Source organism: Bacillus sp. X1(2014), assembly GCF_007678255.1.
The window spans coordinates 304,301-316,482 of sequence record NZ_VEED01000006.1 but is presented as its reverse complement, the minus strand read 5'-3'; the positions used below and the strand labels follow the sequence as shown (position 1 = coordinate 316,482).

Sequence of the window (12,182 nt, the reverse complement as noted above, 5' to 3'; positions counted from 1 at the left end):
CAAGATTTTATTACTACTATTTTACAACAAAAAAACTGTAGGCAAGCTCGTTTTTTTCGAGTTTGTCTACAGTCTGAAACATCCTATCGAATGATAGGGTGTTTTTTTGCTTCTGAAAAAAATGTCGAAAAAGAAGTTGTTGATAACCTAAATCTTTTCTCATTTTTCGTTTTATTGTTATTCACATGTGGATAAGTTAAAATAATAATGGGATAAAAGTGAATTGTGGATAGTTAAAGGTCGAGAAGGTTTACTTTTTCAACAGAAAATGATGTGGTATTCTATTGTTTTGGAGAAAAAATCATTTTTTATATAGATAAACAGTTTTTAATGTGAGGTGAAGGAAATGGAATATGATACGATTGCGGCCATCTCCACTCCAATGGGAGAAGGAGCGATTGCTATTGTCCGCTTAAGCGGTGATGATGCGTTTGAAATTGCAGACAAGCTATTTAGAAGTATCGGCGGGAAAAAGCTGACTGAAGCAGCCACCCATACGATTCACTATGGACATCTGATCGAGCCGAAATCGAAACAAGTGGTCGAAGAGGTTATGGTTTCTGTGATGAAGGGTCCGAAAACTTTTACAAAAGAGGATGTAGTGGAAATAAACTGCCATGGCGGTATTGTTTCTGTGAATAGAGTCCTTCAGTTAGTGCTGACGAATGGAGCAAGACTAGCTGAACCAGGTGAATTTACAAAGAGGGCTTTCTTAAATGGACGGATTGATTTATCGCAAGCGGAAGCAGTAATGGATCTAATCAGAGCCAAAACAGATCGGGCGATGAATGTAGCGCTAGGACAAATGGAAGGCCGCTTATCGAAGTTGATTCAGAGACTCAGACAGGAGATTTTAGAAATCCTGGCTCATGTTGAGGTTAATATTGATTATCCGGAATACGACGATGTGGAAGAAATGACCCATAAAATGCTGTCAGAAAAAGCCCTTTTTGTCAGGGAGGAAATCAAAAAACTGCTACAAACATCGGAACAAGGAAAAATTTTACGAGAAGGATTGTCAACAGCAATTGTTGGCCGCCCCAATGTAGGAAAATCTTCGCTCTTAAACAGCCTTGTCCATGAAAATAAAGCGATTGTAACGGATATTCCTGGAACAACAAGGGATGTCATTGAAGAATACGTGAATGTTCGCGGCGTCCCACTTCGGCTTTTGGACACTGCGGGGATCAGAGAAACAGAGGATATTGTCGAACGAATTGGAGTTGAGCGCTCCCGTCAGGTTTTACAAGAGGCAGATTTGATTTTGCTAGTGTTAAATTATGCGGAGCAGCTGAGTGCAGAAGATGAAAAGCTTTTTGAAGTAGTCAAAGGAATGGATGTCATCGTTATCGTTAATAAAACAGACTTGGAGCAAAAAATCGAGTTTGAGAAAGTATATGCTTTAGCAAAAGAACACAAGGTTGTTACCACTTCCTTACTTGAAGATCGTGGTGTCGATGAGTTAGAGGAAGCCATTGCTTCATTATTTTTTGCGGGTTCGATTGAAGCTGGCGATATGACCTATGTTTCCAATAGCCGCCATATCGGCTTATTAAGCCAAAGCTTACAGTCGATCGAAGAGGCGATTGAAGGAGTAGAAATGGGGACACCGATAGATATTGTTCAAATTGATTTAACGAGAACATGGGAATTACTTGGCGAAATCATTGGTGAAAGCGTTCATGAGAGCTTGATTGACCAATTATTCTCTCAGTTCTGTCTAGGTAAATAGAAAGAGGAGTGACAACATGCAATACGAAGCAGGAAATTTTGACGTCATTGTCATTGGGGCAGGACATGCCGGATGTGAAGCAGGCCTTGCTGCTGCAAGAATTGGCGCGAAAACATTAATGATCACTATTAATCTCGATATGGTTGCCTTTATGCCATGTAACCCATCGGTTGGAGGACCAGCGAAGGGAATCGTCGTTCGTGAAATTGATGCCCTCGGCGGAGAAATGGGTAGAAATATTGATAAAACCTATATCCAAATGAGAATGCTGAACACTGGTAAAGGTCCGGCCGTACGGGCGTTGCGGGCCCAGGCAGATAAGTTTGCCTATCAGCATGAAATGAAGAAAACGATTGAAGAAGAAGAAAATATGACCTTAATTCAAGGAATGGTCGAGCAATTAATCGTTGAGGATGGCGTTTGTACCGGTGTCATTACAAAGACGGGAGCTGTTTATCGCGCCAAAACAGTCGTCATTACAACTGGAACTTTCTTACGTGGTGAAATTATTATTGGTGACTTGAAGTATTCGAGTGGACCGAATAATCAACAGCCTTCGATTAAATTATCTGAACATCTTGAAGCACTAGGTTTTGACCTGGTTCGCTTCAAAACGGGAACGCCGCCGCGCGTCAATAGTAATACCATTGATTACAGTAAAACAGAAATCCAACCGGGTGATGATACGCCTCGAGCGTTTTCTTATGAAACAACCAAATATATTACGGACCAACTGCCATGCTGGTTAACCTATACAAACGAAGAAACGCACCAAATTATTGATCAGAATCTCCATCGCTCACCAATGTTTTCTGGAATGATCAAGGGAACAGGTCCGCGTTACTGTCCGTCGATTGAGGATAAAGTGGTCCGTTTTAATGATAAGCCGCGTCACCAAATTTTCCTTGAGCCTGAAGGCAGGAATACGCAGGAAGTATATGTGCAGGGGTTGTCAACAAGTTTACCAGAGGATGTTCAGCAGCAAATTCTAAAATCGATTTCTGGACTTGAGAATGTGCAAATGATGCGCTCTGGTTATGCGATTGAATATGATGCGATTGTTCCTACACAGTTGTGGCCAACGCTTGAAACAAAGGTCGTTAAAAATCTCTATACTGCTGGTCAAATTAACGGGACATCTGGCTATGAAGAAGCAGCAGGACAAGGTTTAATGGCCGGGATTAATGCTGGTTTAAATGCACTGGGCCGTGATCAGTTAATATTAAGTCGTTCAGATGCGTACATTGGGGTGTTAATTGATGATTTAATTACAAAAGGGACGAATGAACCCTATCGCTTGTTAACATCAAGGGCAGAATACCGCCTTCTTTTACGCCATGATAATGCTGATTTACGCCTTACGGAAATAGGCCACCAAATTGGCTTAATCCGTGATGACCGTTATGAAAAGTTCTTAACAAAAAAAGACGCAATTGAAACCGAAAAGCAGCGCTTAGAGTCAACGTTCTTGAAACCGACCGCAGAGGTTCAAGAAATGATACGCAGCATTGGCGGCAGTGAATTAAAGGATGGAATCCGTGCCTCTGATTTATTAAAAAGACCAGAGATGTCCTATCATCAACTTGAAACCATTTTTCCTAGTGAAGTTGCCTTAGATGAAGAGGTAAAGGAACAGGTGGAAATTCAACTGAAATATGATGGGTATATTACAAAGTCTCTGCAGCAGGTTGAACGATTGAAGAAAATGGAAGATAAGAAAATCCCTGAGAATATCGATTATGACGCCGTCTCCGGACTTGCGACAGAAGCTAGGCAGAAACTAAAGTTAGTCAAACCACTGTCCATTGCCCAGGCATCCCGGATAGCCGGAGTTAATCCAGCCGATATTTCCATCTTGCTTGTTTACCTAGAACAAGGCAAGATCGCAAGGGTTTCGAATGAATAATTATGTGAGGAAGATTACTGAATGATCATCGAACAATTTGCAGCAAATTTACAGGAAAAAGGGATTACCCTTACAAGTGTGCAGCTCGACCAATTTGAGAAGTATTTTGAAACATTGGTCGAATGGAATGAAAAAATGAATCTCACCGCTATTACCGATAAAGCGGAGGTGTATTTAAAGCACTTTTATGATTCCATTACAGCTTCGTTCTATTTTGATTTCACAAAGCCTTTTCATCTTTGTGATGTTGGGGCGGGTGCAGGATTTCCAAGTATTCCATTAAAAATTGTTTTCCCTCATATTGAGGTTACGATTGTAGATTCATTGAACAAGCGAATCTCATTTTTAAATCATCTTGCTAAGGAATTAAATTTAGAAAATGTTCATTTTATTCATGATCGCGCGGAAACTTTCGGGGTTAATCCGGAATTCCGTGAAAATTTTGATGTAGTAACAGCAAGGGCGGTGGCCAGAATGTCCGTGTTGAGTGAGTTTTGTTTACCACTCGTCAAAGTAGGCGGTCATTTTATTGCCATGAAGGCCGCCCATGCTAAGGATGAATTAGGAATGGGTCAAAAGGCAATCACCACCCTTGGCGGAAAATTAGAGGAAATGTTTACTTTTACGCTTCCAATGGAAGAAAGTGAACGGAATATTCTCATCATAAAAAAGGAAAAACAAACACCAAAGAAATATCCGCGTAAGCCTGGGACACCAGGAAAGACACCGATTGAATAAGTAAAACAATTTGGGGAAACTAACAATTTTTAAAGCAAACATGTTATTCTAGGCAGGAAGAATAGAACTAGGCAGAGAATTAGTAATAGGGAGTTTCGTAAAGGTGGTGTTGGGGATGAAACAATCATTTACACGCTTTTTTGGCCTCGGCGATAAGGGACAACCAGAGGTTGAACTTGAAAAAGAGCTGATTACGGAAAAAAACGAGGAAATCAATAAAATACCAATTGACCATATAGTTCCAAACCGCTTTCAGCCTCGGACGGTTTTTGATGAAGAGAAAATTGAAGAATTAGCTAGAACCATTCACATTCATGGTATTATTCAACCGATTGTCGTGAGAGAATTTGCCATTGGACAATATGAAATTATCGCTGGAGAACGGCGTTTTCGTGCGATGAAAAAGCTCGGTTGGACCGAGGCTCCGGCGATTGTCAAAAATTTATCGGACACAGAAACGGCGTCTGTTGCATTAATCGAGAACCTGCAGCGAGAAGAGCTGTCCCCCATTGAAGAAGCGATGGCCTATGGAAAATTGCTGGAATTGCACAACTTGACCCAGGAGGCCTTAGCACAACGCCTTGGGAAAGGGCAGTCAACGGTAGCCAACAAACTTCGTCTTCTTAAATTACCTCAGCCGATTCAAGAGGCATTATTATCGAAAGTAATTACAGAGCGACATGCGCGTGCGTTGATCCCCCTCAAGGATCCTGAAAAACAAGTAGCACTCTTGGCGGAAATTATCGAAAAGAACTTTAACGTTAAGCAAACCGAAGAGCGGGTTGTTAAACTACTCGAACAAAAAAATGAAAAGCCGAAACCAAAACGGAAAGCTTTCAGTAAAGATATGAGAATTGCCGTCAATACAATTCGCCAATCCTTAACAATGGTAACAGACAGCGGAATTAACCTTGATGCTGAGGAAGAGGAATTTGACGAATTCTACCAATTTACAATCCGTATACCAAAGAAAAAGTAACAGATAACTAGATAAATAGATCCCAGAATCAGACATTTCAAATGTTTGATTCTTTTTATTTGGGAAGCATCATGATTAGTGGTAATGTTTGGATATGGGATGTCTACTACCCGCCAATCTAGCGATTTATTTACCAGCTGACATTTGAATATTTTGAGAAAAAATCCAACAACCTATCTGTTTCATGCTAAAATAAAGGAATGGAATTTTTCTTTTAGCCAATAAGGTTAAATTAGCCAAATGAACAATATTTTTATAAAATTTAAGAGAATAGCAGAATAAAACTTTGAGAGAATAAAAGGGTAGGTGACATCGTGGGCAAAATTCTTGCAATCGCGAATCAAAAAGGCGGAGTCGGAAAAACGACTACCTCTGTCAACCTAGGTGCCTGCTTAGCATATATTGGAAAACGTGTCCTGCTTGTCGACACGGACCCGCAAGGAAACGCAACAAGCGGGATTGGTATTGAAAAGGCAGAAGTTGACCAATGCATATATGATGTTTTAGTTGATGATGTAGAAGCAAAGGATGTCATTAAATCTACATCGGTTGAAAATTTGTATGCAATGCCAGCCACCATTCAGCTGGCAGGAGCAGAAATTGAATTGGTACCGACCATTTCAAGAGAAGTTCGTTTGAAGCGTGCATTAGAAGAAGTAAGAGACCAATTCGATTATATTATTATTGATTGTCCGCCATCATTAGGCTTATTAACCCTTAATGCCTTAACAGCTTCTGATTCCGTCTTAATCCCTGTTCAGTGCGAGTATTATGCCTTGGAAGGCTTAAGTCAATTATTAAGTACGGTAAGACTTGTTCAAAAGCATTTGAATCAGGATTTGAAAATTGAAGGCGTTTTATTAACCATGCTTGATGCACGGACCAATCTAGGCATTCAAGTCATTGAAGAAGTGAAAAAATATTTTCAAGATAAAGTGTATAAAACCATTATTCCAAGGAACGTACGTCTAAGTGAAGCTCCAAGTCATGGTGAACCGATTATTACCTATGATGCCAAATCCCGTGGTGCTGAGGTGTATTTAGATTTAGCAAAGGAAGTGGTCTCAAATGGCTAAAGGTTTAGGAAAAGGCCTTAATGCATTTTTTGCGGATGCTAGTAAAGAGGAAGTCGTTCTAGAAATTAAACTGAACGAATTACGTCCCAATCCATATCAGCCTCGTAAAACCTTCCAACAAGAGACAATTGATGAATTAAAAGAGTCGATCATCGAGCATGGAATCCTGCAGCCGCTCGTTGTTAGAAAAAGTATTCGCGGCTACGAAATAGTGGTAGGCGAACGGAGATTCCGTGCAGCGAAAGAGGCAAAACTTGAAACTGTTCCAGCTGTAGTTAGGACACTTTCGGAACAGCAAATGATGGAATTGGCCGTCCTTGAAAACCTGCAAAGGGAAGATTTAAATCCAATTGAAGAAGGATTAGCCTATCAATTGTTAATGGAAAAATTAAAGTTGACACAAGAAGAGGTAGCGAAGCGCCTAGGGAAAAGCCGGCCGCATATCGCCAACCATATCCGTCTCCTTTCCCTCCCTCAAAAGATTCAAGAATTAATCTCAAGCGGGAAAATATCGATGGGCCATGGACGTGCCTTATTAGGTCTTCGCCAAAAAGAAAAACTGCCAAGCCTTGTTGAAAAAATAACCAAAGAAGCATTGAATGTCCGTCAGTTAGAAAAACTGATTCAACAATTAAATGAAAATGTTCCACGTGAAACGAAAAAGCCAGAACCGAAGAAAGATGTGTTTATCAAGGAACGGGAACATGTCCTGCGGGAACGGTTTGGGACGACGGTTAATATTAAGCAGAACAAGAATAAAGGGAAGATTGAAATTGAGTTTTTCTCAAAAGAGGATTTAGAACGAATTTTAGAGATGCTCCATAAGGAAGATTCATCATTATAAACCATCAAACGGTGGTTTATTTTTTTTTATTATTGTGATAGTTTAAAAGAAATATATTTCGAACATCGAAAAAAGGTGGATGTAAGATGTTTTTATTAGGAACTCTGGTCAATGGGCTTTTAATAGTTGTCGGCACACTTCTTGGGAAGTTGTTAAACCGGATTCCTGAGGGAATGAAGGTAACTGTCATGTATGCCATCGGCTTATCTGTCATGGTGTTAGGCTTACAAATGGGTTTAAAGAGTGAAAATTTCCTCATTGTTATTATCAGCCTCGTTGTGGGAGCGGTAGCTGGTGAGGCGTTAAAACTGGAGGATAAATTAAATGATTTGGGATTATGGCTGGAGAAGAAAGTAGGCCCTTCTAATGGAAAAGGTAGTATCTCTGAAGGATTTGTTACGGCGACATTAATCTTTGTGATTGGGGCAATGGCGATTATTGGCGCGCTTGATAGCGGCATTCGCGGTGATCATGATGTGTTGTATACTAAATCGTTAATCGATGGATTTACGTCGTTAATTTTAACGACAACATTGGGAATTGGGGTTATTTTTTCGGCGATTCCGGTTGTCCTTTATGAAGGGGGCATTGCCCTATTTGCAACCCAGATTGATCGATTTGTTCCGCAGGCATTAATGGATCAGTTTATTGTCGAGATGACAGCTACAGGCGGAATTATGATTTTTGCGATTGGCTTAAATCTAACGGGAATGGTGAAAATTAAGGTAGCCAATCTCCTGCCTGGTATCGTCGTCACAGGGTTGATTGTATCGGTTCTTTATATTGTTCAATAAATTTAGCAAAAAAGAGCATTCGGTTACACCCGTCTGCTCTTTTAATTTGTCTTCTCTTCTTCAAGCCAATTTAAGTTTAATTCAGTCCAATTTTGCTTAGGGTAGATCAGACTTGCTTGATAGATGCCATTGGCAATCGTTTTGGCCATTCTCATTACAAGATTTAAGCGAGTATTTTGTAAGACAAAAAACTCCATAAACCCGCTGACATTGACGATGCCTGTGATATGTATATCACCGACTGCTGGCAGCTCTTTGTTTACTCCTGCCCCTGGTTTGACAGGACCATTCCCCACTTGAATCACTCCGACATTTTTGACTCTTCCCAGACAAGCATCGATGCCAATGATATAAGGATCAACATGTTTTTCCTGAATTTCCTTTAACTTATCAGCCAAATTAACGGCATGAATCGGTTCATCTAATGTCCCGTACACATAGAATGTCCGCAGGTCCTTTTCTTCTAGTAGTGTCCCAACAAGCGGCCCTAATGAATCTCCCGTGGAACGGTCCGTACCAATACAAACAAAGACAATCGGGCGGCTTGTTACAGTAGGAATATTCGTAAGCAGCTCTTCAGCGAGGTTTTCAGCAGCATGCAGATCATCATGGCTGATTCGCGCTTTGGCCCTCCTATCAAAAAAGTTGGATTTTAGATTCATTAAGTCACTCCCTAACGATAAATAGTCTTACTATTATACGGAATTTTCAGTAAATCTATACATGAAGCGGGTAAAAAAGGAAAATTCATAATGCTATTAACTGCATAAAATAATTGCTAAAATAGAATTGGCAAAAAGGTTTTAGAGGATGGTGTCTAAATGACTCTTACACAAAAGGGAATGCAAAAATTAATCGATAAATTCCAAAATGAAGATACATGGTTAGCTCTAGGCGAAGGGCTGTTAAAAATTATTGCGATTTTAATTATTACCAATATCCTGATACGGATTGGAAAATTAATGATCCATAACATTTTTAAAATTAGAAACCTCTCACCGCTTAGTACGTCAGAACGGAGAGAAGAAACACTCTCACGGCTGCTCGATAATGTCCTTTCCTATGTTGTTTATTTTATTGCCTTTATGATGATTCTTTCTGTGTTAGGAATTGATGTAAAAGCACTAATTGCGGGTGCTGGGGTGGTCGGTTTAGCTGTAGGTTTTGGAGCGCAAAGTTTAGTCAAAGATGTGATCAGCGGCTTTTTTATTATTTTTGAGGACCAATTTTCCGTAGGTGACCATGTTCGTATCGGTCAATTTGAAGGAAATGTCGAAGCAATTGGGTTAAGAACGACAAAAATTAAAAGTTGGACTGGAGAACTGCATATTTTACCAAATGGCAGTATTATTGAAGTAACCAACTTCTCCATTAATAATAGTATCGCGGTTGTAGATATTGCGATCGCCTATGGAGAGGACATCGCTAAGGCGGAAAAAGTAATTGAGGAAGCAATTCAGTATATGCCAGCTCAATATGAGGAATTAGTGAAGCCTCCTGAATTACTAGGGATTCAAACCATGGGTGCAACAGAGATTGTCTTACGTGTTGTCGCAGAAACACAGCCAATGAAGCAGGCTGGCGTTTCTCGCATGATTCGCAGGGATATTAAGCTTCAATTAGACGAAAATGGCATTAAGGCTCCTGATCCAAAAGTGGTCATGTATGGCTCTGGACAACCTAAATAAGGGGATGATTTTGAATGGAAGAAAAGGAATTTGCCCTAAATGATGTAGTAGAGATGAAGAAGCAGCATCCTTGTGGAACAAATCGCTGGAAAGTTATCCGCATGGGGATGGATGTTCGCATTAAATGTGAAGGATGCGGTCATAGTGTCCTCATTCCGAGGCGGGAATTTTCAAGGAAAATGAAGAAAATTTTGGTGAAGCATGAAGAGTAGTTCATGCTTTTTTTTGTGGAAAAGGGGCGGAGCTACGCAAGAATGAATCTGTTTTTCTAGTTTGTTAAAATATAAATGCTTACTTTAATTAGGTGAAGCCTAGCTCTGCTCACACCGCTTTTATTATGTTATTATTCTTATAAGAAAAGTAGAAATAGGGTTTTGCACATAGGGGGTGGGAATATTGGCACAGACACAAATACGTCAAGCGGCATGTCCATTAAATTGCTGGGATAGCTGCGGATTTCATGTAACCGTCGAAAATGATCGAGTCACAAAAGTGGATGGAGATCCTTCCCATCCAATCACCCAAGGAAAAATTTGCGGGCGGGGACGGATGCTTGAAACAAGAACAAATTCCACAAAGCGGTTGCTGCATCCATTAAAAAAAATCAACGGCCAATTCGAGCAAATTTCTTGGGAACAGGCACTGAATGAGATAGCTGATAAGCTCAGGGATATAAAAGAAACATACGGAACAACGGCCGTTTTACACAGCCATGACTATGCGAATAATGGGTTATTAAAAAACCTCGATCAGCGTTTCTTTAATTGCTACGGTGGTGTCACGGAGCTTTACGGTTCCCTTTGCTGGGGAGCAGGTATTGAAGCGCAGAAGTGGGATTTCGGAAATGCATATAGCCATGGACCTGATGATGTTTATAATAGTAAAAATATTATCGTCTGGGGCCGTAATGTTGCTCGGACGAACATGCACTTTTACGAAAAACTCCTAGAGGCAAAAAAACGCGGTGCAAAACTGTTTGTTATTGATCCAATCTTTAATGCCACGGCAAAAATTGCTGATGAATATATTTCGATTAAACCTGGAATGGATGGTTTATTGGCAGCAGGAATCATCAAAGATTTGCTTCACTTAAGGTTAGAGGATTGGAAGTTTATTGAGGAATCGACCGTTGGCTTTGAGGACCTGCATCAACTCCTAGGCAGTGTTACTTTAGAGGAAATAAGTGAAATGACTGAAGTGCCTTGTGAAGTAATGACCCATTTAGCACATGTCTATGCGGATAAACCGACTGCAACTTTTATGGGGCTTGGCTTGCAGCGTTATCAAAATGGCGGCAATACGATTCGCCTGATTGATGCCCTTGTCGCATGCAGCGGAAATATTGGCATTGCCGGAGGCGGCGCCAATTATGCGAACCTTCAAGTGGGCCAGAGTTTTGTGTTTGAAGAGTTAACCCTCCCTCATCGCAGGCAAAATCAGCGCCAGTTTTCCATTATGAAACAGGCCGAAGAAGTGCTGGAAGCAATAAATCCAGAAATACAAATGATAGTCGTCACCTGCGGGAATCCAGTCACACAGGTGCCTGACACCAAAGTGGTTGAAAAAGCCTTCTCATCCGTAGCAACATTGGTGGTAATTGATCAATTTATGACGGATACTGCGCAGCTTGCTGATTATGTGCTTCCAACAACCACTGCTTTTGAAGAAGAGGACATTTATTATTCTTCGATGTATCATCATTATGTAAATTATGGACCGAAGCTGGTCTCCGCACCAGGTGAAGCCAAACCTGACTTATGGATTTGGACGGAATTAGCGAAGCGGCTCGGTTTTGGTGCTGATTTTGATTTTACTAGAAAGCAATTCCTTCAGATGGGCTTTGAAAGATTGGAAAAAAAGGGTGTTTCCCTGGATACTTTAATGGAACATCATGTGCTGGAGTTGCCGGTTGCAGCGATCCCATGGCCGGACCGAAAGTTTACTACTCCAAGCGGCAAGTATGAATTTACAGCACGGAACGGTCATGAACGTTTAACCTTAGCTGTTCCAGAGGAGTCTAAGTGGAGGAATCCACAGTTGGCTGAAAAGTATCCATATAATTTGCTGACAATTCATCCGTTGCGTTCCAACCACTCACAGAACTATCATCTGTTAGGTGGAAATCTGAAACTTAAGGTTGAAGTAGCGAAGAATATTGCGGACGCTCTCGGCTTGATTAAAGACGACCTTGTTAGAGTATGGAATGAGCGCGGCGAAGTTAAAGGCTACCTTTCCATCCTGCCAACAGCCCATCCGAACACGATTAATATCGATGAGGGAATTTGGAAGCAGTTTGGCGGGTCCGTAAATAACCTGACATCCAGCCGTGAATCGGATAATGGTCTAGGCAGTACATTATATGATTGTCTTGTTAATATTGAAAAAATAAACTAACTGCCGCAATCATGCGGCAGTTGTCTTTTTT

At 40.7% G+C, this 12,182-nt stretch carries 12 protein-coding genes; 11 read left to right on the top strand and 1 reads right to left on the bottom strand.

Translation table 11 applies throughout. The features are described from left to right. From FS608_RS30810 to FS608_RS14575, 8 genes are all read left to right on the top strand, one after another. Positions 1–195: hypothetical protein (locus FS608_RS30810; RefSeq protein WP_222127355.1), on the top strand; the 195-nt coding region annotated here is incomplete at its 5' end. 151 nt (positions 196–346) lie between these two features. Further along, positions 347–1,732: a tRNA uridine-5-carboxymethylaminomethyl(34) synthesis GTPase MnmE gene (gene mnmE / locus FS608_RS14605; RefSeq protein ID WP_144552098.1), complete on the top strand. Its 1,386-nt coding sequence runs from the start codon at positions 347–349 to the stop codon at positions 1,730–1,732. A 16-nt stretch (positions 1,733–1,748) separates the two neighbouring features. Beyond that, the gene (gene mnmG, locus FS608_RS14600; RefSeq protein WP_144552095.1) at positions 1,749–3,638 is read left to right on the top strand and encodes a tRNA uridine-5-carboxymethylaminomethyl(34) synthesis enzyme MnmG; all 1,890 of its coding nucleotides are present in this window, start codon (positions 1,749–1,751) and stop codon (positions 3,636–3,638) included. Positions 3,639–3,659: 21 nt separating this feature from the next. Further along, positions 3,660–4,376, top strand: coding sequence for a 16S rRNA (guanine(527)-N(7))-methyltransferase RsmG (gene rsmG / locus FS608_RS14595; protein ID WP_144552092.1), 717 nt, complete (start codon positions 3,660–3,662; stop codon positions 4,374–4,376). Between the two features lie 115 nt (positions 4,377–4,491). Next, positions 4,492–5,355 carry a nucleoid occlusion protein gene (gene noc, locus FS608_RS14590; RefSeq protein ID WP_144552089.1) on the top strand — a complete coding sequence of 288 codons (864 nt, stop codon included), beginning with the start codon at positions 4,492–4,494 and terminating at the stop codon, positions 5,353–5,355. 314 nt (positions 5,356–5,669) lie between these two features. Further along, the gene (locus FS608_RS14585) at positions 5,670–6,431 is read left to right on the top strand and encodes a ParA family protein (RefSeq protein ID WP_144552086.1); all 762 of its coding nucleotides are present in this window, start codon (positions 5,670–5,672) and stop codon (positions 6,429–6,431) included. After that, positions 6,424–7,275 (top strand): ParB/RepB/Spo0J family partition protein, encoded by an 852-nt coding sequence (locus FS608_RS14580; RefSeq protein ID WP_144552083.1) that lies wholly within the window; start codon positions 6,424–6,426, stop codon positions 7,273–7,275. The genes FS608_RS14585 and FS608_RS14580 overlap by 8 nt, the downstream gene beginning before the upstream one ends. A gap of 86 nt (positions 7,276–7,361) precedes the next feature. Further along, positions 7,362–8,069, top strand: a complete 708-nt coding sequence (locus FS608_RS14575) for a DUF554 domain-containing protein (RefSeq protein WP_144552080.1) — start codon at positions 7,362–7,364, stop codon at positions 8,067–8,069. Positions 8,070–8,110: 41 nt separating this feature from the next. Here FS608_RS14575 and yyaC read toward each other — a convergent pair whose 3' ends face one another. Beyond that, on the bottom strand, positions 8,111–8,731 hold the full coding sequence (gene yyaC / locus FS608_RS14570) for a spore protease YyaC (protein WP_144552077.1): 621 nt from the start codon (positions 8,729–8,731) through the stop codon (positions 8,111–8,113). 159 nt (positions 8,732–8,890) lie between these two features. Here yyaC and FS608_RS14565 point away from each other — a divergent pair, with 159 nt between their 5' ends. The 3 genes from FS608_RS14565 (at position 8,891) to FS608_RS14555 (ending at position 12,151) form a co-directional block, all read left to right on the top strand. Then, the gene (locus FS608_RS14565; protein ID WP_144552074.1) at positions 8,891–9,757 is read left to right on the top strand and encodes a mechanosensitive ion channel family protein; all 867 of its coding nucleotides are present in this window, start codon (positions 8,891–8,893) and stop codon (positions 9,755–9,757) included. Positions 9,758–9,771: 14 nt separating this feature from the next. After that, positions 9,772–9,969: a DUF951 domain-containing protein gene (locus FS608_RS14560; protein WP_026568062.1), complete on the top strand. Its 198-nt coding sequence runs from the start codon at positions 9,772–9,774 to the stop codon at positions 9,967–9,969. Positions 9,970–10,153: 184 nt separating this feature from the next. Further along, positions 10,154–12,151, top strand: a complete 1,998-nt coding sequence (locus FS608_RS14555) for a molybdopterin-dependent oxidoreductase (RefSeq protein WP_186328735.1) — start codon at positions 10,154–10,156, stop codon at positions 12,149–12,151. The last annotated feature ends 31 nt before the right edge of the window (positions 12,152–12,182 follow it).

Bases quoted from the DNA above. Each gene is read 5' to 3' on its own strand.
- mnmE (WP_144552098.1), top strand. From the start codon at position 347: ATGGAATATGATACGATTGCGGCCATCTCCACTCCAATGGGAGAAGGA.
- mnmG (WP_144552095.1), top strand. From the start codon at position 1,749: ATGCAATACGAAGCAGGAAATTTTGACGTCATTGTCATTGGGGCAGGA.
- rsmG (WP_144552092.1), top strand. From the start codon at position 3,660: ATGATCATCGAACAATTTGCAGCAAATTTACAGGAAAAAGGGATTACC.
- noc (WP_144552089.1), top strand. From the start codon at position 4,492: ATGAAACAATCATTTACACGCTTTTTTGGCCTCGGCGATAAGGGACAA.
- FS608_RS14580 (WP_144552083.1), top strand. From the start codon at position 6,424: ATGGCTAAAGGTTTAGGAAAAGGCCTTAATGCATTTTTTGCGGATGCT.
- FS608_RS14575 (WP_144552080.1), top strand. From the start codon at position 7,362: ATGTTTTTATTAGGAACTCTGGTCAATGGGCTTTTAATAGTTGTCGGC.
- yyaC (WP_144552077.1), bottom strand. From the start codon at position 8,731: ATGAATCTAAAATCCAACTTTTTTGATAGGAGGGCCAAAGCGCGAATC.
- FS608_RS14565 (WP_144552074.1), top strand. From the start codon at position 8,891: ATGACTCTTACACAAAAGGGAATGCAAAAATTAATCGATAAATTCCAA.
- FS608_RS14560 (WP_026568062.1), top strand. From the start codon at position 9,772: ATGGAAGAAAAGGAATTTGCCCTAAATGATGTAGTAGAGATGAAGAAG.